24 protein-coding genes are annotated in these 25,020 nt (G+C 34.8%); 6 read left to right on the top strand and 18 right to left on the bottom strand.

Features of this window, described 5'->3' with window-relative positions:
- Positions 1–9: 9 nt before the first annotated feature.
- From ACNQGN_RS10090 to ACNQGN_RS10070, 5 genes are all read right to left on the bottom strand, one after another.
- A complete protein-coding gene (locus ACNQGN_RS10090; RefSeq protein ID WP_417987702.1) occupies positions 10–2,040 on the bottom strand; it encodes a DUF349 domain-containing protein in 2,031 nt (676 codons plus the stop codon).
- Positions 2,041–2,813: 773 nt separating this feature from the next.
- Complete coding sequence (locus ACNQGN_RS10085) at positions 2,814–3,563, bottom strand: shikimate dehydrogenase family protein (RefSeq protein WP_417987701.1); 750 nt, start codon at positions 3,561–3,563, stop codon at positions 2,814–2,816.
- Positions 3,563–4,960 (bottom strand): tetratricopeptide repeat protein, encoded by a 1,398-nt coding sequence (locus tag ACNQGN_RS10080; protein ID WP_417987700.1) that lies wholly within the window; start codon positions 4,958–4,960, stop codon positions 3,563–3,565. Before ACNQGN_RS10080 ends, ACNQGN_RS10085 begins: the two co-directional genes overlap by 1 nt.
- Positions 4,961–5,199: 239 nt before the next feature.
- Complete coding sequence (locus ACNQGN_RS10075; protein WP_417987699.1) at positions 5,200–6,390, bottom strand: aspartate aminotransferase family protein; 1,191 nt, start codon at positions 6,388–6,390, stop codon at positions 5,200–5,202.
- A gap of 51 nt (positions 6,391–6,441) precedes the next feature.
- On the bottom strand, positions 6,442–8,073 hold the full coding sequence (locus tag ACNQGN_RS10070) for an OstA-like protein (protein ID WP_417987698.1): 1,632 nt from the start codon (positions 8,071–8,073) through the stop codon (positions 6,442–6,444).
- Positions 8,074–8,346: 273 nt separating this feature from the next.
- Here ACNQGN_RS10070 and ACNQGN_RS10065 point away from each other — a divergent pair, with 273 nt between their 5' ends.
- On the top strand, positions 8,347–10,212 hold the full coding sequence (locus ACNQGN_RS10065) for an alpha-amylase family protein (RefSeq protein WP_417987697.1): 1,866 nt from the start codon (positions 8,347–8,349) through the stop codon (positions 10,210–10,212).
- Between the two features lie 139 nt (positions 10,213–10,351).
- Here ACNQGN_RS10065 and ACNQGN_RS10060 read toward each other — a convergent pair whose 3' ends face one another.
- From ACNQGN_RS10060 to rsfS, 7 genes are all read right to left on the bottom strand, one after another.
- Entirely contained in the window at positions 10,352–11,122 is a 771-nt protein-coding gene (locus tag ACNQGN_RS10060; RefSeq protein WP_417987696.1) for a superoxide dismutase, read from the bottom strand.
- 8 nt (positions 11,123–11,130) lie between these two features.
- Positions 11,131–11,400, bottom strand: coding sequence for an acyl-CoA-binding protein (locus ACNQGN_RS10055; protein ID WP_417987695.1), 270 nt, complete (start codon positions 11,398–11,400; stop codon positions 11,131–11,133).
- Positions 11,400–12,053: a phosphatidylserine decarboxylase family protein gene (locus ACNQGN_RS10050; RefSeq protein WP_417987694.1), complete on the bottom strand. Its 654-nt coding sequence runs from the start codon at positions 12,051–12,053 to the stop codon at positions 11,400–11,402. Before ACNQGN_RS10050 ends, ACNQGN_RS10055 begins: the two co-directional genes overlap by 1 nt.
- The gene (locus ACNQGN_RS10045; RefSeq protein WP_417987693.1) at positions 12,043–12,933 is read right to left on the bottom strand and encodes a phosphatidate cytidylyltransferase; all 891 of its coding nucleotides are present in this window, start codon (positions 12,931–12,933) and stop codon (positions 12,043–12,045) included. The genes ACNQGN_RS10050 and ACNQGN_RS10045 overlap by 11 nt, the downstream gene beginning before the upstream one ends.
- Before the next feature lie 2 nt (positions 12,934–12,935).
- Positions 12,936–13,538, bottom strand: coding sequence for an LUD domain-containing protein (locus ACNQGN_RS10040; RefSeq protein WP_417987692.1), 603 nt, complete (start codon positions 13,536–13,538; stop codon positions 12,936–12,938).
- A gap of 115 nt (positions 13,539–13,653) precedes the next feature.
- Complete coding sequence (gene ftsH, locus ACNQGN_RS10035; RefSeq protein ID WP_417987691.1) at positions 13,654–15,579, bottom strand: ATP-dependent zinc metalloprotease FtsH; 1,926 nt, start codon at positions 15,577–15,579, stop codon at positions 13,654–13,656.
- 15 nt (positions 15,580–15,594) lie between these two features.
- Positions 15,595–15,966: a ribosome silencing factor gene (rsfS, locus tag ACNQGN_RS10030; protein WP_039109645.1), complete on the bottom strand. Its 372-nt coding sequence runs from the start codon at positions 15,964–15,966 to the stop codon at positions 15,595–15,597.
- A gap of 94 nt (positions 15,967–16,060) precedes the next feature.
- Here rsfS and ACNQGN_RS10025 point away from each other — a divergent pair, with 94 nt between their 5' ends.
- Positions 16,061–16,786, top strand: a complete 726-nt coding sequence (locus ACNQGN_RS10025) for a biotin--[acetyl-CoA-carboxylase] ligase (RefSeq protein ID WP_417987690.1) — start codon at positions 16,061–16,063, stop codon at positions 16,784–16,786.
- Between the two features lie 69 nt (positions 16,787–16,855).
- Here ACNQGN_RS10025 and ACNQGN_RS10020 read toward each other — a convergent pair whose 3' ends face one another.
- Together ACNQGN_RS10020 and pyrE are read right to left on the bottom strand one after the other, a co-directional pair.
- A complete protein-coding gene (locus ACNQGN_RS10020; protein ID WP_417987689.1) occupies positions 16,856–17,248 on the bottom strand; it encodes an SRPBCC family protein in 393 nt (130 codons plus the stop codon).
- 28 nt (positions 17,249–17,276) lie between these two features.
- Positions 17,277–17,924, bottom strand: a complete 648-nt coding sequence (gene pyrE, locus ACNQGN_RS10015) for an orotate phosphoribosyltransferase (protein ID WP_417987688.1) — start codon at positions 17,922–17,924, stop codon at positions 17,277–17,279.
- Between the two features lie 7 nt (positions 17,925–17,931).
- Here pyrE and ACNQGN_RS10010 point away from each other — a divergent pair, with 7 nt between their 5' ends.
- Together ACNQGN_RS10010 and ACNQGN_RS10005 are read left to right on the top strand one after the other, a co-directional pair.
- The gene (locus ACNQGN_RS10010; protein WP_417987687.1) at positions 17,932–18,537 is read left to right on the top strand and encodes an NUDIX hydrolase; all 606 of its coding nucleotides are present in this window, start codon (positions 17,932–17,934) and stop codon (positions 18,535–18,537) included.
- Between the two features lie 217 nt (positions 18,538–18,754).
- On the top strand, positions 18,755–20,101 hold the full coding sequence (locus tag ACNQGN_RS10005; protein ID WP_417987686.1) for a DEAD/DEAH box helicase: 1,347 nt from the start codon (positions 18,755–18,757) through the stop codon (positions 20,099–20,101).
- A 93-nt stretch (positions 20,102–20,194) separates the two neighbouring features.
- On the opposite strand, the gene ACNQGN_RS10000 is transcribed toward ACNQGN_RS10005, so the two are convergent.
- The 4 genes from ACNQGN_RS10000 to ACNQGN_RS09985 form a co-directional block, all read right to left on the bottom strand.
- Positions 20,195–20,773, bottom strand: a complete 579-nt coding sequence (locus ACNQGN_RS10000) for a PhnA domain-containing protein (RefSeq protein WP_417987685.1) — start codon at positions 20,771–20,773, stop codon at positions 20,195–20,197.
- A gap of 81 nt (positions 20,774–20,854) precedes the next feature.
- Positions 20,855–21,310 (bottom strand): pantetheine-phosphate adenylyltransferase, encoded by a 456-nt coding sequence (gene coaD / locus ACNQGN_RS09995; RefSeq protein ID WP_417987684.1) that lies wholly within the window; start codon positions 21,308–21,310, stop codon positions 20,855–20,857.
- Positions 21,311–21,360: 50 nt separating this feature from the next.
- Positions 21,361–22,053: a DUF421 domain-containing protein gene (locus ACNQGN_RS09990; protein WP_417987683.1), complete on the bottom strand. Its 693-nt coding sequence runs from the start codon at positions 22,051–22,053 to the stop codon at positions 21,361–21,363.
- A 9-nt stretch (positions 22,054–22,062) separates the two neighbouring features.
- The gene (locus ACNQGN_RS09985; RefSeq protein WP_417987682.1) at positions 22,063–23,037 is read right to left on the bottom strand and encodes a D-alanine--D-alanine ligase; all 975 of its coding nucleotides are present in this window, start codon (positions 23,035–23,037) and stop codon (positions 22,063–22,065) included.
- A gap of 238 nt (positions 23,038–23,275) precedes the next feature.
- On the opposite strand from ACNQGN_RS09985, the gene ACNQGN_RS09980 reads away from it, so the two are divergent.
- Positions 23,276–23,902, top strand: coding sequence for a PASTA domain-containing protein (locus ACNQGN_RS09980; protein ID WP_417987681.1), 627 nt, complete (start codon positions 23,276–23,278; stop codon positions 23,900–23,902).
- Positions 23,892–24,938: an RluA family pseudouridine synthase gene (locus tag ACNQGN_RS09975; RefSeq protein WP_417987680.1), complete on the top strand. Its 1,047-nt coding sequence runs from the start codon at positions 23,892–23,894 to the stop codon at positions 24,936–24,938. Before ACNQGN_RS09980 ends, ACNQGN_RS09975 begins: the two co-directional genes overlap by 11 nt.
- Positions 24,939–25,020: the final 82 nt, after the last annotated feature.

The following is a 25,020-nucleotide window of genomic DNA, read 5'->3' as shown; positions in this document are numbered from 1 at the left end:
TGTTGAAAATTATTCTATTTTCAAATTTCTCAATTGTTTTAATTTTTCTTTCCAAACATCAAGGCTTTCTTTATGAATAGCAATGTTTTTACGAACTTCTAATACAATGGAATTTTCTTTTTTAGCATTTCTTGTGTTTGTGAAAAACTGAATGTTATTCTCCAATTGGAAAATTTCATTCTGAACTTCTTCAATTTTACGCATCAGGAATATTTTTTCATTGTCCAGTTTACGAGTATCATTGCTTTCTGATAAATTGTCCATTCTGTTAGCAAAACGGATCATGTCAGTGTCTTTTTTACTCAAACTCAATTTTTCGAAAAGAGCATCTAGGATTTTATTGAATTTTCCTTCAATATGTCTTCTCGGGAAAGGAACTTTTCCAAAGTTTTTCCACGTTTCGATATGCAATTTTATAGCATCTAAATCGGTTTTATGGTCACCGGTCAATTGATAATCTCTCAAGGTTTCTAAGTAGGCTTTTTTCTTGTCAAAAGCTTCTACTTCTTCACCGTTTTCTTCATTTTTTTGCTCTTTTAATTTGTCAAAATAATGATTACAGGCATCTTTAAACTCTTTCCAGATTTTATCGGAGTATTTTCTAGGTACATGCCCTATTTGCTTCCACTCATCCTGAATTTGTTTCATGATTGGAGTAGTCACAGCAAAATCAGTACTTTCTTGTAATTCTTTCGCTTTAGCAACAAGAGCCGTTTTTTTGCTTAAATTATCGTTTTGATCTTTTTTAATGTCTTTGTAAAACGAATTTTTGAAAGAATTAAAATTTCTAACAGCAGTTTTAAAACCTGCCCAAGTTTCCTCATTTACATCCGATGGTACTTTTCCGGCTGAGAAGAAAGCAGTACGCAACGCTTCTACTTTTTCTATTTGAGTAAGCCATTGCGAATGGGCATTCACTTTCTCAGTAGCTAAAACTTCGATTTTAGAGATAATTTCTTTTTTGTTGGCTAAATTTTCAAGTTCTGTTCCTCTTTGATTTTCGAACAAAACTTCTCGTTTATCATGCATTTGTTTGGTCAGATCACTAAACTTGTTCCAAATCTCATCACGATGTTCTCTAGAAACAGGCCCTATATCTTCCTTCCAAATTCGATGTAAATCTTGTAATTCTCTAAATGCTTTATTGATATCGGCTTCTTTTATCAATTCTTCAACGCGTGCGACAATTTTTTGTTTTTGCTCTAAATTATGTTTGAAATCCAAGTCCCTTGCTTCTCTGTCAAGGTGCAGATAGTCATAGAAATTTTCAACGTGAAAATGGAAGTTATTCCAAACGTGATTGTACTTATCTTTAGGAATTGGTCCTGCAGTTTTCCAACGCTCTCTTAAATCATTAAAATGTTTTAACGTGTCCTTGATGTTTTCCTGCGGATTGATTAACTCTTTTAATTCCTCAACAATAGCTAATCGATTTTCTAAATTGGTTTTTAGATTCGTTTGTAAGCTTTTGAAATGTGTATTTTTAGTATCTCTAAAAAGAGAGTAATATTTGTCAAATTGTGTTTTTAGCGGAGAGTGGTATTGAAAATCTTCATTAGAATCTTGGTTTTCTGCAAGAAATTCCTCTTTTTTCTCTTCAAGAAGATGATTGTATTTTGCTAAGAACGCTTTCTTAATTTCTTCAATATGTTCTTTTACAGACATCACTTTTTCACTGGAAACTAAACTTTTTAGTTCTTCTACCAAGGATTCAAGAGACAATGTATCATAATCTTGCATCGGAATGTCGTGACGCTCTTTTAGCGTTTCGTCTTCGCTCTCTTCTGCATTTGTTTCAGCAATTGCATCAACTGCAGTTTGATTTTCAGTATCTGCTACAGGTGCAGTCTCTGCAACAGGTGCAGTTTCTGGCAATTCTTCATTAGAAGGGATAATAACATTATCTTCTGCAGGCATATCAATCGGTGCAGACAATACTGTTTTTTCCAAAACTTCAGTGTCGAATTGACTTAATTCAACTGAATTGTTTTCTAAATTTCCATCTGCTTCAAGCAGGTTGTCATTTTTTTCTTCTAACATTTTTTCAATGTATAAGGGTTTTGTTTTTTTATCGAACACGAAAGGTACTAAAGGAGCATGAAATTACAAAATAATTCCTTTATTTATAGTCATTTTATGTTAAAATATTGTTTTTTTTGAAGCAATTTCCTGCTGTTTGCTTTGTCTTTGTTAGCTGTAAAAAACGGGCGAAAAAGAATGAGATTGTTAGCTTGACTAGGATTTTGAGGTTTTAAATATGATTTTTTTTACTTCATTTAGGGTATATTTTTATCTATAAATAGTTGATTGTCAATGCGTTTTTTACTTACATGAATAGCTGTACGAAAATTAAGTTTCGATACTGTTTATTTCCGGTTTTCGGTGCTTTCTCTGTTTGAAAAAGGGGTATATCCAAAACATTTTTGATTTGTTAGTGCTACTTGTCGGATGTTTACAATGTCGTATTGATATTTTGTGATAAGAAGATTAAAATCCTTTAGTAAGACGATTTTTCTTATATTAAATGTTCGGGAAGTTAAAAATATGAATAATAATAAAATTATTATTATTATCGACTCCATTAATTGCTATTCTTTGGTATTTAAACTTTGGACCGGAGCATAAGGGGGATCTTACTTTTCTCATAGAACTGAGTGTTGCTGTACTAAGTAAAGTGAAAAACACTTGCAGGGTATTACTAATGTTGTCACTTTTTTTAAAAAGAAAATCGTCTTGTTGGAAAACTGCTTTATACTAATTTGGTATAGCTTGTTTCAAAACAAGACGATTATTTATTTTCAGGAAATATCTTTCTATTTATTCCAAATTTTCCAGGCTTTCTCTGCTTGAAAAATAAGCATATCCAATCCGTTTTTGATTTGCGCCCCTTGAGCCGCTGCCTTTTTAAGGAATTGCGTTTCAGCCGGATTATAAATCAAGTCATAGGCAATATGTTTGTCCGTGAAAAACTCATAAGGAATCAATGGGAACGCATCCACATTAGGGCTTGTTCCTACTGGAGTGGAGTTTATTATGATTTGATAGTTATCAAATGTTGTTGCGTTGACACGGTCGTAATCAATAGCATTTTCTTTGGCTTCCCTGGAAACAAAAGTATAGGGAATATTCAATTCATCTAAAGCAAAAGCAACTCCCTTAGAAGCGCCTCCTGTGCCTAAAATCAAGGCTTTTTTATGATAGGGCTGTAGCAGCGGTTCTAATGATTTCTTGAAACCATAATAGTCCGTATTGTAGCCTTTCAGTTTTCCTTTTTTCGTTATTTTAATAGTATTCACGGCACCAATTTGTGCCGCTTTTTTAGATAATTTATCGAGAAATGGAATTACGGTTTCCTTGTAAGGGATAGTAACATTTAATCCTGTTAAATCCGAAGTGTTTCCTATAATCTCTGGAAAAGCTGCTATTTCGGGAATATCAAAATTTTCGTACGTACAACCTGTAAAGTTTTCATTGTTAAATTTATCGGTAAAATATCCTTTCGAAAAAGAATAATTGATGTTGCGTCCTAATAAACCAAAGCGTTTTCTAACTATGTCAACCATTATAATTTTTTATGTTTTGCAATATAATTCTGTACCATTTTTTTTGCCCAAACCACTGGAAATAAATCTTCAATAAGGATATAATTGTCAAAATTCAGTCGCATGGCATTACTCAAATGGAATTTTGCTTTCGTATTTTGTGAAATCATAAAATACAATCCAGCCAAACGGTACTCGACTTCGTTTTCTTCCGGAAAATATTCAGACGCTTGCAATAAAGTCTGAATGCCGCTTTCGAATTCTCCTAAAAATTGAAGAATGTCTACCCAGAACAACCAAGTATCTAATTGGTAATCACCAAATTCTACAGCTTTTCGATATCCAAATTCAGCTTCTTCAAAGAAGTTCATTTGTTTATTAATCGTCGCATATCGCTTCCAGTACAGACGATTTTGATTGTCAATAGCTAGTGCTTTGTTGACATAGAACAATGCTTTTTGGTAGTTTTTTTGACGTACGTAAAAGTCAGTAATGGCAATCCATCCCTTGTCTAAAAGTGGATCTTCATGCACGGTTTTATTGAAATATTTTAAGGCTAAGACTTTGTTTCCAAGTCTTTCGTAGCATTTTCCCATTCGAAGTAAAGCATACGAAGTCGCATCGTCCAGTTCTATGGTTCTACTATAGCTTTCTATGGCTTCCGCGTATTTTTTTAATCGTTCGTACGCTTTGGCTTTTTCCATAAAAGCTCCAAGGAATTCATCATCGATTAAAGTAGCATAATCAAAGGCACGAATTGCATTTTCATACTCTTTTACACCATAATGCAAACGTCCTAGTTGATGCCAGGCAATTTCACTATATGGGTTTTTGTCAATGTATTTATTCAAATAGGTAATTGCTTCTTGGTTTTGATCCAAAAACTCAAAACAATACACAACGTTATACAGGGCTGACTGGTCTTCCAGGTCCTCTTCTAAACACTTGATAAAGCTATCTTTTGCCATTTCAAGATTGTCCATAAAAAGATATTCCATTCCTATTAAATTATAGACGTCAGCGTAATCATCGGTATATTTTAAAGCTATTTTTAATAATTCAACTGCCTTTTCATGTTGATCTCTTTTGGAACAAATATTGGCTTTTTGAATGTAAATTTCTTCATTAGTAGGTTCGATGGCATACAACTCATTCAATAGCTTTTCGGCTAATTCGAGTTTGTCATCATAGACTAGCATTTCCACCTGGACCAATTTTAGTCCGGTAGATTTTGGATGTTGTTCCAATGCCAGTTTGAGTGCTTTCTTTGCCAAAGCGGCCTTACCCATATCGAGATAATGAAGAATAATTTCTTCAAATTCTTCGGAGTCAAAAAAGAGCACTTTGTTGGTTTTCAACATGGACTCAAATTTAGACAAGGATAAGTTATAGTCTTCTTCTTCGTTGCTTAATTGCATACTGTGTGTTTTTAATTTGGCCTAAATAAATTTAGGTAATCGTACTTGTAATGTGAGGGAAAGCTAGAATTGTTGTGAACAATTTAATTAACAAAAAATAGCTTTGGTTAATACTGGTGCCATAGCTCTGATAGTAGTGTAAATTCTTTTGCTGGCCTGAATTTGTTTTCAGGTTCTGAAGCTCGTTCAGGTCAGGAAAGAGCGCAACGAAAGCAGGAAATAGCTCTCAACTGCGTTATTTAAATATTCTTTTTCAAAATTTCATTCATTACTTCAAGTATTATTGAACAGCCTTCACGTATTTCCGCATTGGAAATGGTTAGTGGAGGTGTAATTCTAATTGCGCAACCTTCAAACAGTAGCCAGAATAAAATGAGTCCTTTGTCTTGACATTTGAGAATCACTTCGTTTGTTATATCGGCACTTTTGGTCATTGCTGCCAGCATTAATCCTTTTCCTCGTATTTCTACTATCAAAGGATGTACCAAAAGTGATCTGAATAGTTTTTCTTTTTCCATCGCCTCAGCCATGAGATTGGTCTCAGTAATTTCCTGCAAAGTTGCCAAACAGGCTGACGCAATGACAGGGTGGCCTCCAAAAGTAGTAATGTGTCCCAGTTTTGGATCATGACTCAATAAATCCATCATTGCCGATGAAGCAGTAAAAGCACCAACCGGCATTCCGCCACCCATTCCTTTTCCCATAACCACAATGTCAGGGATGACATCGTAATTTTGGAAACCAAAAAGTTTTCCGGTTCTTCCAAATCCAGGCTGTATTTCATCTAGAATCATAATCGCTCCCACTTCAGTGCAGCGTTGCCGTACTTTTTTGAGAAAATCGTTATGAGGTTGTATAAATCCTGCACCTCCCTGAATGGTTTCCAGAATGATTCCTGCAGTTTTAGTCGTTATTTTTTGTAGATCTTCTTCGTTATTAAACGTGATAAAATCAACATCAGGAATCAAGGGACGAAAAATTTGTTTGCGTTCTTCAAAACCCATCACACTCATTGAGCCCATAGTATTGCCATGATAGGCATTGTGACACGATATCAATTGGCTTCTTCCGGTGGTTCTTCGGGCCAGTTTTAAGGCGCCTTCAATAGCTTCTGTTCCTGAATTGACCAAATAGGTCTTATCTAGAGGTGCGGGCAGGAGTGAAGCTAAAAGCTTGCAATATTGAACCGCCGGACTTTGTGAATATTCACCATACACCATTACGTGTGAATATTTGTCTAACTGATCTTTGATGGCCTGATTGACTCTCGGGTGTTGATGTCCCAGTGCGCAGGCGGAAACTCCGGCTACGAAATCTAAATATTTTTTGTTATTGGAATCGTATATATAAGAGCCTATCGCATGCGAGACTTCCATTCCTAATGGATAAGGTGAAGTTTGTGCCTGGTATTTTAAGAAATCGCTATTCAATGTTAATTTGTTTAATCTGTTATAAGAAATCTACTAGCTGAAACTTTCAATCTATTTCTTCCCTTTCTTCTTGTCGTAGTTCAATGTCTCCTTTCGGATTTTCATTGGAACATCTTTCTTATTCTCCTCAGCTTTGGTTTCTTTGGCTAGTTTTTCATTGTCTTCATTTTCTTCCGGAGGAAAAATATCGTCTTTGGATTTTATCCTTTCATCGCCACGCCAAAGTAATCCTCGGAGTTTTCGCGCATTTTCAGGTAAATCTTTTTCTGGATAAATATCGCCGTCTACTTGCTTGAAAAAGGTGATAGTTTCTATCGCATTTTTATCAAAAATGATATTGATCTTGCTGCTGACATTTTTGTTAATTCCAATGAGTTCTTTGGCGTCGTTTCGCATGTAATAAATGACCTCCGCATTTTTTATAATATCAACCTCGTGCAATTTTCCTTCTATAAACTTGCCATAGAGATTTTGCCCTTTAACTTGATTGTAGCCTGTTCCCAGCGTGTCTTTTGAGACCAGGAACGTATTGTTGAGGACTTTAAGCGAATCGAGCTCTTTAGTGTTGTTATTTCCAATAAGATGCATAATGTCGCCAGTGATTTGATTTTCTCCATTCCAAAGTATTGGATTTCTGATCAGTTTTGTTAGGGCTGTTTTTGAACTCGAATGTATCGAATCGCATTTACCACTCATGTCTGTTTTGTAAAATCGTACATTGTTGAACGCCCTAATAATACGATCCCCTTCTTTACCTGTAACCATTAATTTTTTGCCATGAATGTAAACCGAGTCATTTTCGACAAAGTTTACTGCAACGGCTCTTTTGGTTACAAACATAGAATCCTGCTTTTTGTATATTTCAGCATAATTTCCTTTAACAATTCCACGATTGATGGAATCCGTTATTTTGACATTCCGTGTTGCCGATGCAAATTCTCTGTTTCGGTCATAATACAAACTGTCACCTTTTATAACCCGATCATCATATCTGATATACGATTTATTGAGGAAATGGGCTAGATTTTTTTTGGTATCATAAAATCCTTTTTCAGTATAAATATAATTGGCTTTACTGGTGATTGTAGAAGGTCCAAAAAGATAGGAGTGTCCTGAATTACTGAAGTAATCCAAATGATTTGTTTTTATTGTATAGGTTGGATTTGTGATGGTAACCGCCGTCAGAAACTGGAATTTTTTTTGTGCCACATAGTATTTTCCCGACTTACTCTTTAAAGTATTGTCTTTATTTACGATTGTTCCCGGTGAATTGTAAAATACCTCCTGGCTGTTTCTGTCAAAATTGATAGTGTCGGTAGCCAAAGTGGCATCTGGTGAACTCATAACTGCGTTTCCTGTGGCAAATGCTTTTTTTACATTTCCATTGTATTCCGCATATTTACTGTTTAAAAATAAAGTATCTCCCTGAACTAATTGTACGTTTCCAAATGCCTTAATGTAATTTTCTTTTTGAAAATAGTAAGCTTTGTTACACGTTAAAACTACTCCATCATGGTTGACACGAACATTTCCGGTGAGTAATAACGCATCAGGCATTTCCGCTTGATTTACATCTGCGAAATCAGATTGTTCGACAACAATTTTTTTGGGTGCTTGTGCCAAAGCCAAATTAGTACAAAGCAATAGTAAACAATAACGAATGAAAAATTGAGATTTCTTCAATGGATTTAATTTTTGTCAAATTTATGAAAAAGGAAACAACCATAATCTATATTAGGATTTATTTATAGTTCCATGAAATGGCGTAAAATTCCTATACTATTATTTTTTAAAGTTATCAACAAATAATGGGACTCTTTCGTTGTAGTATGCTTTTTCAAAACTGTATCTTTATTAATTTCAAACGATAGTCGCGTCCCTAGTCAAAAATATATTAAATTTAAAAATTGATTTAGAATATCATAAATAATAATAAGATCAGCAAAATAATTTTATATGACAAAGAACATAATTATTGTTGCCGGAATTAGCCTAGCGCTCTTGGCTACGGCTTGTAAAACGAAAGATTTAAAAATGAATGAACAGAAAGAGTCAGTCTCAAATAAAAAAGAAGTTGTGTACCAGGTTTTTACCCGATTGTTCGGAAATAAAAATACTAATAATAAACCTTGGGGGACTATTGAGGAAAATGGAGTAGGGAAGTTTAATGATTTTACGGATAAGGCATTGCATGAAATAAAGGATTTGGGAGTTACTTATATCTGGTATACAGGAGTTCCGCATCATGCTTTAATACGGGATTATACCGCAATTGGAATTTCTAATGATGATCCCGAAGTGGTAAAAGGAAGAGCAGGCTCACCTTATGCCGTAAAGGATTATTACAATGTAAATCCAGATTTAGCCGTAAATCCGGTGAATCGATTACAAGAATTTGAAGCTTTAATTTCTCGAACGCATAAAGCGGGATTAAAGGTCATTATTGATATTGTTCCCAATCATATTGCACGTAAGTACGAAGGTAAAAGTAATCCGGTTGGAGTTAAAGATTTTGGTGCTAATGATGATGTAACTGTCGAATATAAAAGGGATAATAATTTCTATTATATCCCAAATACCCATTTTGAAGTGCCTAACGGTGAAAAGCCATTGAATGGAGAAGAAAGTCCATTAGTTGACGGAAAATTTGATGAAAAACCTGCTAAATGGACCGGTAACGGCTCTCGTATGGCAAAACCAGATCGTAACGACTGGTATGAAACCGTAAAAGTAAATTACGGAATCCGCCCTGATGGATCGAAAGATTTTCCAGAACTTCCTGTGGGATTTGATACCAAATCATATCGAGAGCATTATGATTTTTGGAAAGGAAAAGTAGTACCGGATTCTTGGAAAAAATTTAAAGATATCGCCATCTATTGGACTGCCAAAGGGGTTGATGGTTTTAGATTTGATATGGCCGAAATGGTACCGTATGAATTTTGGAGCTATATGAATTCAACAATTAAAGTAAATAACCCAGATGCTTTTTTATTAGCCGAAGTATATAATCCAAAAGAATATAGAAATTACATTCGTTTGGGGAAAATGGATTATTTATATGATAAGGTAGAAACATATGATAAACTGAAAGATATTATTCAAGGTAAAGCATTTCCGGATGCACTATCGGATATTCAAAACGGAATGAGAGATATTGAGCATCATATGCTGCATTTTTTGGATAACCATGATGAACAACGTTTGGCAAGTCCGGAATTTGCCGGAAATCCTCAAAAAGGGAAACCATTAATGGTAGTATCCGCAACTATAAGTTCTTCTCCTACCATGATTTATTTTGGTCAGGAGGTAGGAGAGGCTGGGAATGAAAATGCAGGATTTGGTAGGCATTCCAGAACTTCAATCTTCGATTACATTGGAGTTCCAAACCATCAGCGATGGATGAATGGGGGGAAATTTGATGGTGGTCAACTGACTCAAAGCGAAAAAGAGTTGCGTGATTTTTATAAGCGATTATTAAATTTCTCTCTTAATAGTTCTGCTTTAATGGGGAAATTCCAGGAAATTCAAACGCTAAATCGTTTGGAAACTGAGAAATATGATTCAGGAATTTATGCTTTCACCCGTTGGTCCGATACTCAAAAATTAGTAATAGTTACTAATTTTTCTTGGCTTACAACCAGTAGTTTTGAGTTGAAAATTCCTTCGGACATTATCAAAAAATGGAATTTGAAAGACGGTAATTATAGTATGAACGATCAGTTGTATAATAAGAAAACCGTTCAATTAAAGGTTCTGAATGGGGAAGGAAAAGCCCAGATCACTATTGCACCTTCGGAATCATTTATCTATCAATTATAAAAATGAAGTTGCCTCTTGTAGGAAACGGTCTTGCTAATGATCCGGCCTGAAAAGGCTACCTAATCTTTATAAAAAAAACTGTCCAAAAAAATATTTTTTTTGGACAGTTTTTTTGTTTTTTGGATATAAAGCTGGAAAATTATTTTCTTATTGCTGCATCATAATTTTCAGCTACTTTCTTCCAATTGATTACGTTAAAAAAGGCATCTATATAATTTTTTCTTCGGTATTGGTAATCTAAATAATAAGCGTGTTCCCAAACGTCTAAAGCTAATATTGGAGTTCCGGGAATAAGTGCACTTTGCATTAAAGGATTATCTTGATTCGGGGTACTGGTTACTTGGAGTTTTCCAGTTTTATCGACCACAAGCCATACCCACCCAGAGCCAAATTGTTTTGTAGCTTCATTTTTGAATACTGTTGCAAAGTTTTCAAATGAGCCAAAATCTGTTGTAATAGTTTCGGCTAAAATATCTTGAGGCAGACCACCGCCTTTAGGAGCCATACATTGCCAATATAAAGTGTGATTGTAATAACCGCCTGCATTGTTTCTAATGCTAGCATCATTTAGATCTAATTTTGACAATACTTCTTCAATGGTTAAGTTTTCTAATAGTGTTCCAGCTAGGGCACTATTCAAATTATTAGTGTATGTCAGATAGTGTTTTGAATAATGCATTTCCATAGTAGTGGCCGAAATATGTGGTGCAAGTGCATCATAAGGATAAGGTAGTTTTTCCAATTGAAAAGCACCTTCATTTGCCTTAACATCATCTGGGATTCCCAAGGATGTCTTTTCCTGAGCTGTTGGCAGTGGAACTTCGACAACTTCTATGAGTTTTTTGTTGTTGCACGAAATAACAACGCTAGCTAACAGAACGTTTAAGATTATGAAATTATTTTTTTTCATGACTAACATTATTTTTTCAAAATAGAATTGATGATTTCGATATACTGTTCTTTAGCTTCATCTGCAGTAAGATGGCTAATTTGCATCCAGGCATTTATTTTGAAAGCATCTCTTAGATGGTGGTTTGAGGATTGTTTTAGATCTAAAGTTCCCAAGGTAGCCTGTTTGTAAAAAGCATAAAGTCTCAGCTGGACATCCTGTGGTAAAGATGCCTGGGTCATTTCAGAAGCTTTTTTAACCGCCTCTTCAAATCGGGTATCTAAATCTTTTTCAATCATTATTCTTTTGTGGCAATAATTGTTTTTCCGCCTATGGCTTTTTGATTAAGGACTACATTAATTGGAGTGCCTAAAGGTAAAAATACATCTACTCTTGAGCCAAATTTTATAAATCCAGCATCAGTTCCCTGAATGACCTGTGTTCCTTCCTGCGCATAATTTACAATTCTTCTGGCTAAAGCTCCTGCGATTTGTCTGTATAGAATCTCACCGAATGTCTTATTTTCAATTACTACCGTAGTTCTTTCGTTTTCTTCGCTCGCTTTTGGATGCCAGGCTACTAAGAATTTTCCAGGATGGTATTTACTGAATTTTACAATTCCACTTAGACCATAACGTGTCACATGAACATTGATTGGTGACATGAAAATGGAGACCTGTATGCGTTTATCTTTAAAATATTCACCCTCATATACTTCTTCAATAACGACTACTTTTCCATCAACAGGAGCGAGGATGTGATTCTCATTTAAGATGGCAGTCCTTTTCGGATTTCTGAAAAATTGCAAGATGATTATTAAAAGCAGTAGAGCAGCTATTTGTATTGCCATTTTGATCCAGTTGATGTCAATGAAATAGTCAGACAACAAAAGGACAACAGCTGTGAAAATTGTTGCTAATAAAATAGATTGGGTTCCTTCTTTATGAAACATAGTTTAAAATTTGATAAAATAAAAAAATAATTGGTGCTACAAATATAACACTATCTAATCGATCTAGTATGCCTCCATGGCCTGGCATTATACTTCCACTATCTTTTACACCAGCGATACGCTTGAATTTGGATTCAATTAAATCTCCTATAGTACCTACAATACCAACAATGACTGCAATTGTTGTCCAAATCAGGATGGATCTGTCACTAAATTCAGGATTTGCCCTTATGTAGTATTTTGATATTAGATAACCCGCTAAAACCGCAAATACGATTCCTCCCAGGAATCCTTCTATTGTTTTTTTTGGAGAGATTTTTTCGAATAATTTGATTCTGCCTATAGATTTTCCAACAATATAAGCAAAAGTGTCATTAGTCCAGATCAAAATGAATAATCCAATTATAATTTTAGGATTGTAGTCGTTTATTCCAAATGAAATTTTAGTGATAAATACAAATGGGAGTATAATATACCCTAATAAATATAAGTATTTAGAGGACGTACTTATTTTTTGAATATTGTCGTAAAACAAAAAAAGGATGCATTTTATCGATACCACTAATGCTATGACCAATAAAACGACATCTAATTGTTGTGTGTTTATTGCAATTTCTAAATCAGTATTGAATACCTGATTGATAGTAGCTGTAGTACTTTTATTGTAGTGGCTTAGTAGCGTTACTGTGGTGTATAAAACTGTTCCGAAAACAATTGGAAATACTTTATGTATTTGAATTAAATTGCAAAATTCATAAACTGCAATTATAAGAAAGATTCCAAAGAGAATAAAAAAGCTTTCCGTTGAATATAAAATAGAAGCGAGTAATAATATGATATAAATGGCTCCTGATATACCTCGTTTTAGAGTTTCATTCATTTTTAAAGATCTTCTAAAAGCAATAAATATAGGTTTTTGGCTGAACTTCCGTATTGTGTGAAATCTTCTTCTTTGGCTTTCTCGAAATATTTTATAGTAGTAATATTGGTAGGGTAATCTCTTTCATATTTCTTCTTGATAGCACTTAATCCATCACTTTTCGTTCCAAGAATTTGGCTGGTTGTTGCAAGAACAATTATGTTTGCAGGCAATTCGTTTGGTTTGTGTTGTTTAATTTGCTTGGATGAGAATAAGATGGAACCTTCTTCAGCAATTAAATTTTCACAACTTGCAAGAAGAAACTTGGGACTGGCAGGCTTGTTATAGATAAGTTTATTGTCGTCAAGCATACTGAAAAGTTTAGGATCATAGCATAAAACTTCACTTTCAAACCAGTCGTTTTCTTCTAGTATGTTTTCAAATTGTTCTTTTACTTCTTCAGCATTTTCGCAGTATAAAAATTTACCGCCATTTTTTTTGAAGTTATAGATAAATTTTTCATCTATAGAGGTAGTGTTGTCAGCAAAGGATTTGCTGAATTCACTTTCTTTATCTTCCTCAGAAGCGGGATTGCTAGAACCAAAAATTTTTCTAAAAAGACTCATATTCTGTTAAACTACTTTTATTTATTATTTGAAAACGTTCAAAGATAAAAAAATCTTAATTCAAAAGAGGTTTTTGAATTAAGATTTTAAAAATAATTAAATAAATATGTATTTTCTAAGAGACTACTTCCTCAAGATTTTTATCAAATGTTCTTTTTCCAAAAATAGCCTCCAAATCGTCTTTGAAAATAACTTCTTTTTCGATTAAAATATTGGCCAGCTGATTTAGTTTGTCTTTGTTCTCTTCTAATATAGCTATAGCTCTTTGGTATTGGCTCTCAATAAGTAATGAGATTTCTTCATCAATAATTTTAGCTGTTTCTTCAGAATATGGTTTTGAAAAACTGTATTCACTTTGTCCGGTTGAGTCATAATAGGTAACATTACCTATTTTTTCATTCAAACCATAAATGGTGACCATTGCACGAGCTTGTTTAGTTACTTTTTCTAAATCGCTTAGTGCACCAGTGGAAATTCTGTTAAATGTTACTTTTTCGGCTGCTCTTCCGCCCATAGTAGCACACATTTCGTCTAGCATTTGGTCTGGACGAACAATTAAGCGTTCTTCGGGTAGATACCATGCTGCACCTAAACTCTGTCCTCTAGGGACAATGGTTACTTTAATTAGTGGAGCTGCATGTTCTAGCATCCAACTTACCGTTGCGTGACCCGCTTCGTGAATAGCAATTGCTTTCTTCTCTTCTGGAGTTACAATTTTATTTTTCTTTTCAAGACCACCAACAATTCTATCAACTGCATCAAGGAAATCCTGTTTGTCAACTGCTGTTTTGTTATGTCTTGCAGCAATCAAAGCCGCTTCGTTACATACGTTGGCAATATCAGCACCAGAAAAACCTGGAGTTTGTTTGGCTAAAAAGTCAGTATCCAATCCTTCTACTTTTTTCAAGGGCGCTAAGTGCACTTTGAAAATTTCAGCACGCTCTCTAATATCTGGTAAGTCAACAAAAATTTGTCTGTCAAAACGACCTGCACGCATTAAGGCTTTGTCAAGAACATCTGCTCTGTTTGTCGCCGCTAAAACAATTACATTAGAATTAGTTCCAAAACCGTCCATTTCTGTCAGTAATTGGTTTAATGTATTCTCACGCTCGTCATTTCCACCAGACATATTGCTTTTTCCTCTGGCTCTACCGACCGCATCAATCTCATCAATAAAAATAATTGCTGGAGACTTTTCTTTAGCTTGTTTGAATAAATCACGAACACGTGAAGCACCAACGCCTACAAACATTTCCACAAAATCAGAACCTGATAAAGAGAAAAATGGTACTTGAGCTTCTCCTGCTACAGCTTTCGCCAACAAAGTTTTTCCTGTTCCTGGAGGTCCAACAAGTAAGGCTCCTTTTGGAATTTTACCTCCTAAATTAGTGTATTTTTCAGGGTTTTTAAGGAATTCTACAATTTCTTGTATTTCTTCTTTTGCTCCTTCAAGACCAGCAACATCCTTAAATGTAGTTTTAATATCCGTTTTTTCATCAAAAAGCTTTGCTTTTGATTTTCCAATATTAAAAATCTGTCCGCTACCGCCACCGCCGCCGCCTGACATTTTTCTCATGATAAAAATCCAAACCCCTATGATTATAATTATAGGCAATAGGCTTATTAGGATATCGGACCAGTTGTTCTTTGGTAAGAAGTTGAAATCTTTTAATTTACCCTCAGTAACAGCTTTTTCAAGTTTGGTCTGGAATATTTGATCATTACCAATATCAAAAGAATAGTGAGGACCCTTATTAGGCCTGTCGAAAATATCTTTAGCAACTTTTTTGTGGCTTGCGTCTTTTAATGCCGCAGCATTTAAATAGACTTCTGCTTCTGTTTTGTTGTAAACAATTACCTTTTCAATTTGACCTTTTTCTAAAAAATTATTGAATTTAGAAGATGTTAATTGTGCTGGCTCTTGAATACTTGACCCCCCGGTTATAAAGCTTATAAACAAGAAAATTAATAGTATTGCTGTATAAATTAACCAAGGACTTATTTTAAATTTATTCGAATTTGGATTATTATCTTTAGCCATTAGAAGTTTGTTTCTTTAGTATTTGTTTTCGATTGTAGTGATTTTTGCATCACCCCAAAGACTCTCAATATTGTAATATTCGCGTATGTGTTTTTGGAAAACATGAACCACAATATTAACATAATCCATAAGAACCCATTCTGCATTATCCGTTCCTTCAACATGCCAAGGCTTGTCTTTTAATTCCTTTGAAACTGTTTTTTGTATGGAGTTAACAATAGCGTTAACCTGAGTGTTTGAATTTCCGTTGCAGATTATAAAATAGTCGCAAACTGCGGTGTCTATTTCTCTTAAATCAAGAATATCGATGTCATTTCCTTTTACTTCTTCAATTCCTTTAATGATGTTCGCCAACAGGACATCATTATTTATAGTCTTTTTCGCCATGAATTATTTTATATAAGTTTGTAAAGTTACCATTTTTTGTGATTATTTTTGAACCTTAACATAATATTAAATTCTGTTTCACAAAAAAACGTATATGAAAGTTATCAAACTCGATGCCATAGATTCAACAAATGAATTCCTAAAAGGGTTATCGAACAAACAGGAACTGGAAAATTTTACTGTTGTTACTGCTGAAAGCCAAACAAAAGGTAAGGGACAGATGGGAGCCGTATGGGCTTCTGAGGCTGGTAAAAACTTAATAATGAGTGTTTTGGTTAAGGATTTTTTAGTGGATATTTGTAAGATATACAATCTGAACATTGCAGTGTCGCTTGCCGTAATTGAAGTTTTGGAAGCTTATAAGATTCCTGATCTTAGCATAAAATGGCCAAACGACATATTGTCATATAATAAAAAAATTGGTGGCATTTTGATAGAAAACAGCATCAAAAGTGACGGAAGTATTATTTCTATTGTAGGCTTAGGTCTAAATGTGAATCAAACTAATTTTGAAGATTTGCCTAAAGCATCATCGTTGGCTGTTATTAGTAACAAACAATTTGACAAAGAGGAGTTGCTTTTTTCAATAATGGACAAAATAGAATCTAATGTAAAATTATGGGAGCAAAACTGCGATCTTTTATGGTTCAATTACAGCAATAAGCTTTTCAAAAAGGGAGTTCCGATGCCTTTTTCGGATAAAAATATAAATTTCATGGGAATCATTCAGGGAGTTTCTTCAGTTGGAAAACTTCAGGTTCTTTTGGAAGATGATAGTATTTCTGAATTCGATATTAAAGAAATTCAGCTGTTGTATTAAAAAATAAAGATATTTAAAGTTGAAATAAATTCAAACTCTAAACATCTTTTGATTATGTATTTTTATGTTTTACAATTTCACCATATTAGCGGCTAATGTTTCAATAAATTTTCCAATAGGACCTTTTATCATCATCGCCATCATTGGATTAAACTCTCCCTCAAAATCAAGTTGTACATCACTTGAATTATCAGAAATAGTATTAATATTTGCGATTAAAGTAAATGGAAGTTTATCACTTGCAGCACCCAAAACAATTTTGTTTGGCGCTACTTTTTCTTTCATTTTTAATTTTATTTCTGGCATCCCTTTCAATCCAAAAATGAATGCATCGTCACCAATAACTTCAAATTTAGCAATAGTTTCAGGCATTAATTTTTCAAAATTTTTGACATCACTCAGTAAATCAAATAATTCTTGAGCTGATTTAGGAACAGTAACTTTTGGACTTTGTAAGTTCATACTCTAGCGGATTGTGTTTTTAAATTTTTTAAACTTCAATATTCCAGGTTGACGGACTCAAGTTCCATTCTCTCAAGGTTTGTTCTTCTTCTTCCGAAATGTATTTTTTGGCAACGGCCAAATTCAATAAATTTTGGTAATTACTAAGTGTAAATAAATCAATATTTGCGGCTGCAAAATTCTTGTCGGCCACATCAAAACCATAGGTAAAAATGGCTGCCATTCCTTTTAGATTGGCGCCAGCTGCACGTAAAGCTTCAACGGCAAGTAAACTGCTGTTCCCGGTACTGATCAAATCTTCTACAACTACTACATTTTGTCCTTTTTGTAAAAAACCTTCTACCTGGTTTAGTCTTCCATGTTTTTTTGCTTCAGGGCGCACATACACAAATGGTAGACCTAAACTTTCGGCAACTAACATTCCAATTCCTATCGCTCCTGTGGCAACTCCGGCTATTACATCTGGTTTGCCAAATTGTTTTTCAATGTTTTTGGCAAACTCATCCCGAACATAATTTCTTATGGCTGGAAATGAGAGTATTAATCGGTTATCACAGTAAATAGGAGATTTCCATCCAGAAGCCCATGTAAAAGGATTTCTTGGATTCAATTTAATTGCATTTATTTGCAAAAGCAATTCGGCTGTTTTTTCGGCTGTTTCTTTATTAAAAATCATAATACAAATGTATAAAGTTTTTGTTAACGACAAACCACTTTTTTTGACAAATCATATCTCTAAGGAGACTGATTTTCAATTGTTTTTGTTAGAAAGTATTGACATAGAGCAACTTATAATAAAAATATTTCAAAATAAAATTCAAAAAGCCTACTTATATCACCCTGATGAAAAGGAGATTATGAAGACTTTGAAAGCGAAAATTCCTGTCTGTAAAGCAGGGGGCGGCTTGGTTTACAATAAAAATGGAGAAGTTTTGTTCATTTTTAGAAACGGAAAGTGGGATTTGCCTAAGGGAGGAATCGAGAAAGGAGAAGAAATTGAAACTACGGCCATGCGTGAAGTTGAGGAGGAGACTGGCGTAAATGGCTTAACAATATCTCATAAACTTCAAAAAACGTATCATGTTTTCAGACGTAATGGAAAGTACAAACTTAAAATAACACATTGGTTCGAAATGCAAACTGATTTTGAAGGCACTCCGCAAGGGCAATTAGAAGAAGGAATCGAAAAAGTGGCTTGGATGAATCCGGAACAAATCAAGGAAGCTTTAAAAAATTCCTATGAAAACATAAAGTTATTATTTGAAGAAGAAAATAATCTACATTCCTAAAGTAGTATTGATTTTGGCATGATGCCATTTAGAGCTTGGCTTTTAATCTTCACCAGAGAATGTTATTCTTTGGATGAGAGTTATCGCTCTAATTGATAAGATTTTGAAAGTACAGTTAGTGCTGCTTTTCAATGCTCTTGTACAAGCTGATTGCGGTAATTTGTAACTTGAATTCTGACCGTTGAAAACTGCTAATTATTTTAGTTACCTTTGCAAAATGAATAAGAAACACCATTCCAACAATATACTTTTGAATTTAGGCATCGAAAGCCTGAACGAAATGCAGGAAGTAGCGCAAGACGCTATTCTGAATGACAATAATGTTTTATTGCTTTCTCCAACAGGTTCTGGTAAAACGCTGGCTTTTTTGTTGCCTGTTTTAGAAATGTTACAGCCAGAAATCCAGTCGGTTCAATGTTTGATATTAGTTCCATCCCGTGAATTAGGATTGCAGATTGAGCAGGTTTGGAAAAAAATGGGGACTGATTATAAAGTAAATGTGTGCTACGGTGGACATTCCATTGATACAGAAATTAAGAATTTAAGCAATCCACCTGCCGTTTTAATAGGAACACCGGGACGAATTGCTGATCATCTTGATAGAGGAAGTTTTCGTGTGGATAAAATCCAAACGTTGATTCTGGATGAATTTGATAAATCATTGCAATTAGGTTTTCATGAGCAAATGTCTTTTATCATTGGAAAGCTAACAAAACTGAACAAACGTGTTCTTGTTTCGGCAACCTCAGATATTGAGATTCCAAAATATACACGTGTAATAAATCCAACGATTCTTGATTTTATTCCAGAAAACGAAGAAGAAACGAATCTTTCGATGAAAATGGTGGTTTCGAAAGAGAAGGACAAAATTGGAAGTTTGTTTAATTTGATTTGTTCGTTAAAATCACAGTCAGCCATTGTTTTTTGTAACCACCGTGATGCAGCTGAACGTATAAGTGACACGTTAAACGAAAAAGGAATTTATGCCACGTATTATCATGGCGGAATGGATCAGGATGAAAGAGAACGTGCTCTAATTCAATTTAGAAATGGAAGTGTGAGCTATTTAATTACCACTGATTTAGCTGCTCGTGGACTGGATATTCCCGAAATGAATCATGTGATTCATTATCATTTGCCATCCAAAGAAGATGAATTTACGCATAGAAACGGTAGGACGGCTCGTATGCTAGCTTCGGGAACAGCCTATATTATTGCTCATGAAAGTGAGAAAAAGATGGATTACATCGATTATGGGATGGAAGCTTTGAAGATTGAAAACGCAACTGCATTGCCAAAACCTCCTGAATTTCAAACCATTTACATCAGTGGTGGAAAGAAAAATAAACTGAATAAAATTGATATCGTAGGTTTCTTTTCTCAAAAGGGAAAATTGGAAAAAGGCGATTTGGGATTAATCGAAGTAAAAGATTTTATCTCTTTTGCTGCTGTGAAATTCAATAAAGTCAAAGATTTACTTCATGCTATAAAAGATGAAAAAATGAAAGGCAAGAAGTTTAAAATTGAAGTTGCCAGAAAAGTGATTAAGAAAGAAGAGGAGTAGGTTTCAGATTAATAGGGAAACAGTGCTCTAAAATTATAAAGTAAAAACGTCTCGATTTCTCAAGACGTTTTTTTTTGCATACTGAAATCTGCACTATATTTTTTTAACGTATTGGGTGATAATTACGATTTGCTGACCATCAACTTTTCCTTCAATATATTCAGCATTTTCATGATCTAGTCTGATGTTGCGAACTGCGGTTCCTTGTTTGGCCACCATACTTGAACCTTTTACTTTCAAATCTTTGATTAAGACTACAGAATCTCCGTGTTGCAAAATTACTCCATTACTATCACGGTGAATCACTTTGTTTTCATCTTCTTCACCTTCACCTGTAGCTTGGGCCCACGCCAGGTTTTCTTCGTCTAAATACATTTGATCCAATAATTCCTGAGGCCATCCTGCCCCACGAAGACGACTCAACATTCTCCATGCTACTACTTGTACTGGAATATGTTCACTCCACATACTGTCATTTAAACATCTCCAGTGGTTTAAATCTACATTATCCGGATTTTCAATTTGATCGATACACGTAGAACAAGCTAAAATACTTTCGTCAATTCCACCTTTTTTGGTAGGTAACACCTGATATACTTTTAGGTTTTCAGTTGCACCACAAAGTTCACATTTAGATCCGCTGCGCTTATTTAATTCTCTTTCGATACTCATGTCTAATGGCTTTTATTTTTTGGCGAAAATACAGCTAAATAGCGCTTTCCACAAATTTATATTTTAGGTCGCTCGTCAGAATTATTTCACCCGAACTGCATCTGGAACCAGCATTTCGTATTGTCCACCATTGCGGATTACATCTCTTACTATACTGGAGCTGATGTACGAAGTTCTTGCTGCTGTCAATAAAAATACAGTTTCAATTTTTGATAGGCGTCTGTTGGTGTGTGCGATGGCTTTTTCGAATTCGAAATCGGCTGGGTTACGTAAGCCGCGAAGAATGAAGTCTGCTTTTATTTTATGGCACAAATCAATTGTCAGACCTTCATAGGTAATTACGGAGATTTTAGGTTCGTTTCGGAATGTTTCTTCGATAAACTGTTTTCTTTCTTCCAGTGAAAACATGTATTTTTTTTCGGCATTGACACCTATGGCAATTACGATTTCATCAAATAATGAAATGCTTCTTTTGATGATGTCTTGGTGTCCTAATGTGATAGGGTCAAATGAACCCGGGAATATAGCTTTTCTCATTTTGTAAGATATAATTAAATCGAACTGACTTTTTGATTTAACTGGTTTAATTAGGTTTTTCGAAGTGTCTTAATCGCTTCCACCCATTCGGATTTTTGACATACTCTGCACTCCGCATTTCCTGGTTTTTGTTTCTCAGTATTTCCGCAAAAGGTACAGGAAAAAAGACCTTCTGATGCTATGACTTTGCTTTTCGTATCAAATAAAAAAGGCAGAATTGGCAATCCTGGCAACACTTCATGGTCTTCATAATAGAAAACACTGATTTCGCCACTGGTTTCCATAAATGCATTTTTTACCTGTCCTAAATGTTCCACCGATTTTAATCTGAGCTCCGAAAAAAATTCATCCTGTGCCAGACTTTCTTTTTTAAAAGTAGCCACTGAAAATTTTCCTTCGCTGATAATGCACTCGGTTTTTCCTTCTATAAACTCTTCAAATCTTTTGCTTTTTCCGGTGAGCCAAGTTACGAATCGGTATAAAAGTATAATGACAAGAAATACAGTTATGGGTGGGACTATCCCAACTTCTTCATAAAACATAGGGTCGCCGGCCGCCGATCCTAAAGCAATAATGATCACTGTTTCAAAAACAGATAATTGCTTAACACCACGTTTTCCTGCCACTTTTAATGTCAATAGTAAAACCGTGAACATTACTGTTGAACGGAAAATGACTTCTAATAGAAAGGATTCTGGTAAATCATTGTATAATAATCGGTTCCACTCAAAGATTTCTTTCATAAGGGGAAATTAGTTATTTAAAGCCAATTCTATCGAATTGGTAAACAAATCCTCCAATGAAATTCCAGCTGCTTTGGCTTGTTGCGGAATTAAACTTTCAGTGGTCAGCCCCGGAATAGTATTCATTTCCAACATATGAGGTTCTCCATTTACCAAGATAAATTCGCTTCTGGAGAACCCTTTCATTTTAAGGACCTCGTATGCACGTTTGGCTATTTCGCTTACTTTTTGAGTCATTTCATCTGAGATTCTGGCGGGAGTGATTTCTTGTGATTTACCCAAATATTTGGCTTCATAATCGAAAAAATCATTGTCAGATACGATTTCTGTTATCGGTAAAACGGTTATCGTTCCTTTGTAATTGATCACTCCTACAGAAACTTCGGTACCGTCAAGGAAACTTTCTATGATGATTTCGTTGTCTTCTTTATAAGCGACTTCTATAGCGACAGGTAATTCGGCTACCGTTTTTACTTTAGAAATTCCAAAGCTTGAACCTGCTTTGTTGGGTTTAACAAAACAAGGCAAACCTACTTTGGCTACAATCTCATCCGTATTGATACTATCGCCTTTGTTTAGGTAATAAGAAGTAGCGGTTTTTATTCCGTATGGTTTTAATACCGATAGTAAATCACGTTTGTTGAATGTTAATGCTGCTTGGTAATAATCGCAGGAAGTCTGTGAAATGTTCAGTAATTCAAAATAGGCCTGCATCAAACCATCTTCACCCGGAGTTCCGTGAATAGCATTGAAAATACAATCGAAATGAATTTTTTTACCAGCAACAGTTACAGAAAAATCATTTTTATCGATTGGGAATTCGGCCTCATTAGCATCAACATAAACCCATTTTTCTTTGAAAATATGGATTCGGAATCCATTGTATTTAGTTTTGTCAAGAAATTGATATACGACGTTTCCGCTGATAAGAGAGATCTTGTATTCGCTGGAATATCCGCCCATAATAATGGCAATGTTTTTCATTTTTAGGGTTTTAAGTGTTGGGTTTTAAGTATTGTGTTTTGGTTCTTAGGTTTTTGAAAAAATTACATTATTTTGAAAACGATTTGTTTCTAGCCCCTATAGCCCCTTTATTTTTTTTTCCTTAAAAAGGAAAGATACAGGCGAATAGTGGGAAATAGTCCCTAAAAACTATTAAACAAAATTATCATTTTTTTTGAAACGAAATAGCTTTATCTTTGCCGCATATAAAAATAAATTTATGAGTTTACGTAAGTATCTTACTAGCCGTGTCTTTTTAGTACAAATATTAATTGCACTTGCCATTATTGCCGCTTTGGGTTATTTGTTTATGCATTGGTTGACTTTTACAACGGATCATGGTCATGAAATTGCAGTGCCAGATTTGCGTAAGCTGACAGAAGAACAAGTAGAAGAAAAGCTGGATGAGTTGGATTTAGATTATGTGCTTTTGGATAGTGTGGATTTTAGAAGTGATTTTCCTCAATTTAGTGTAGTAGAGCAGGATCCATCACCAGGAACAAAGGTTAAAGTGGGGAGAAAAGTATATATAAAAATTAATGCTTCAGGATTTTCGTCTGTGCGAATTCCTGATTTGATTGAAAAAACATATCGTGAAGCGGTGCCTACATTGAAAGCTTTAGGACTTGAAGAAGGAACTGTTACGTATGTTCCAAATCTCGGAAAAGACATGGTACTGGAAATGCGTTTCAAAGGAAGAAACCTGAAAGTAGGGGACAGGGTATTGAAATCATCCAAAATTGATTTGGTTTTAGGAGACGGAAAAATGAGTTATGAAGAAGAGGAAAGTGCAGCAGATAGTCTGGCAGCACCAATAGAAGAAGAAATACCAGTTGATGAACAATAATATTGATACAATAGATTTAGAAGAGGAGTTATTTGAACATTTCAGATTTGAAGTTCCCAAAGGGCAAGCACCGCTGAGAATTGATAAATATCTGATGGGTCTGATCCAAAATGCGACTCGGAATAAAATACAAACCGCAGCCACCGAAGGGAATATTTTTGTAAATGACGCTACTGTAAAGTCGAATTACAAAGTGAAAGCGAATGATGTTGTTCGTGTGATGCTTACCCATCCTCCGTATGAAAATCATATTATACCGGAGAATATTCCGCTTGATATTGTTTATGAAGATGAGGCGTTGTTATTGATAAACAAATTGCCAGGAATGGTTGTTCATCCAGGTCATGGGAATTATACAGGAACTTTGGTTCATGCTTTGGCGTATCATTTTGATAATTTGCCGATGAACAGCAGCGAACGTCCAGGACTAGTGCATCGAATTGATAAAGATACTTCTGGTTTATTGGTGATTGCCAAAACGGAAGCCGCAATGACGCATCTTGCCAAGCAATTCGAAGCAAAAACTTCCGAAAGAGAGTATATTGCTTTGGTTTGGGGGAATGTTGTTGAGGAAAAAGGAACGATTGAAGGAAATCTGGCTCGTCACCTTAAAGATCGCATGCAAATGGCTGTTTTTGCTGATCCGGAAATTGGAAAACCTGCCGTGACACATTATCAAGTTTTGGAGCGGTTTGGTTACGTGACTTTGATCTCATGCCAATTGGAAACAGGAAGAACGCACCAGATTAGAGCACATTTAAAACATATAGGGCATCCTTTATTTAACGATGAGCGTTATGGCGGTCATCTGATTTTGAAAGGGACTACGTTTACAAAATACAAGCAATTTATAGAAAACTGTTTCAAAGCATTACCAAGACAGGCTTTACATGCCAAAACACTTGGCTTTGTACATCCTACAACCGGAGAGATGATGCGTTTTGATACAGAACTCCCACAGGATTTACAAGATTGTATCGAAAAATGGAGAGGATATTCGAAGTCCCATAGTACAGAAGAAGAAGAAAAAGAATAAAAATATTTAAAGCCCCTAGTTTGGGGCTTTTTTGCAGGTTGTATATCCTAGTACTTGCTTCCACTTCAAGTTATCTAAATTT

This window comes from Flavobacterium rhamnosi (assembly GCF_048286515.1).
Classification (GTDB): domain Bacteria; phylum Bacteroidota; class Bacteroidia; order Flavobacteriales; family Flavobacteriaceae; genus Flavobacterium.
This window is presented reverse-complemented; position numbering and strand designations above follow the sequence as displayed.

What these genes read in the sequence shown, in the direction of transcription:
- ftsH (WP_417987691.1), bottom strand. Translation starts at nt 15,579, where the DNA reads ATGGCTAAAGATAATAATCCAAATTCGAATAAATTTAAAATAAGTCCT.
- ACNQGN_RS10000 (WP_417987685.1), bottom strand. Translation starts at nt 20,773, where the DNA reads ATGAGTATCGAAAGAGAATTAAATAAGCGCAGCGGATCTAAATGTGAA.
- ACNQGN_RS09980 (WP_417987681.1), top strand. Translation starts at nt 23,276, where the DNA reads ATGAGTTTACGTAAGTATCTTACTAGCCGTGTCTTTTTAGTACAAATA.
- ACNQGN_RS10010 (WP_417987687.1), top strand. Translation starts at nt 17,932, where the DNA reads ATGTATAAAGTTTTTGTTAACGACAAACCACTTTTTTTGACAAATCAT.
- ACNQGN_RS10090 (WP_417987702.1), bottom strand. Translation starts at nt 2,040, where the DNA reads ATGTTAGAAGAAAAAAATGACAACCTGCTTGAAGCAGATGGAAATTTA.
- ACNQGN_RS10080 (WP_417987700.1), bottom strand. Translation starts at nt 4,960, where the DNA reads ATGCAATTAAGCAACGAAGAAGAAGACTATAACTTATCCTTGTCTAAA.
- ACNQGN_RS10025 (WP_417987690.1), top strand. Translation starts at nt 16,061, where the DNA reads ATGAAAGTTATCAAACTCGATGCCATAGATTCAACAAATGAATTCCTA.
- ACNQGN_RS10085 (WP_417987701.1), bottom strand. Translation starts at nt 3,563, where the DNA reads ATGGTTGACATAGTTAGAAAACGCTTTGGTTTATTAGGACGCAACATC.
- ACNQGN_RS09975 (WP_417987680.1), top strand. Translation starts at nt 23,892, where the DNA reads ATGAACAATAATATTGATACAATAGATTTAGAAGAGGAGTTATTTGAA.
- ACNQGN_RS10055 (WP_417987695.1), bottom strand. Translation starts at nt 11,400, where the DNA reads ATGATTGAAAAAGATTTAGATACCCGATTTGAAGAGGCGGTTAAAAAA.
- ACNQGN_RS10020 (WP_417987689.1), bottom strand. Translation starts at nt 17,248, where the DNA reads ATGAACTTACAAAGTCCAAAAGTTACTGTTCCTAAATCAGCTCAAGAA.
- ACNQGN_RS10040 (WP_417987692.1), bottom strand. Translation starts at nt 13,538, where the DNA reads ATGAGTCTTTTTAGAAAAATTTTTGGTTCTAGCAATCCCGCTTCTGAG.
- pyrE (WP_417987688.1), bottom strand. Translation starts at nt 17,924, where the DNA reads ATGATTTTTAATAAAGAAACAGCCGAAAAAACAGCCGAATTGCTTTTG.
- ACNQGN_RS09985 (WP_417987682.1), bottom strand. Translation starts at nt 23,037, where the DNA reads ATGAAAAACATTGCCATTATTATGGGCGGATATTCCAGCGAATACAAG.
- ACNQGN_RS10050 (WP_417987694.1), bottom strand. Translation starts at nt 12,053, where the DNA reads ATGTTTCATAAAGAAGGAACCCAATCTATTTTATTAGCAACAATTTTC.
- ACNQGN_RS10065 (WP_417987697.1), top strand. Translation starts at nt 8,347, where the DNA reads ATGACAAAGAACATAATTATTGTTGCCGGAATTAGCCTAGCGCTCTTG.
- coaD (WP_417987684.1), bottom strand. Translation starts at nt 21,310, where the DNA reads ATGAGAAAAGCTATATTCCCGGGTTCATTTGACCCTATCACATTAGGA.
- rsfS (WP_039109645.1), bottom strand. Translation starts at nt 15,966, where the DNA reads ATGGCGAAAAAGACTATAAATAATGATGTCCTGTTGGCGAACATCATT.
- ACNQGN_RS09990 (WP_417987683.1), bottom strand. Translation starts at nt 22,053, where the DNA reads ATGAAAGAAATCTTTGAGTGGAACCGATTATTATACAATGATTTACCA.
- ACNQGN_RS10005 (WP_417987686.1), top strand. Translation starts at nt 18,755, where the DNA reads ATGAATAAGAAACACCATTCCAACAATATACTTTTGAATTTAGGCATC.
- ACNQGN_RS10045 (WP_417987693.1), bottom strand. Translation starts at nt 12,933, where the DNA reads ATGAATGAAACTCTAAAACGAGGTATATCAGGAGCCATTTATATCATA.
- ACNQGN_RS10060 (WP_417987696.1), bottom strand. Translation starts at nt 11,122, where the DNA reads ATGAAAAAAAATAATTTCATAATCTTAAACGTTCTGTTAGCTAGCGTT.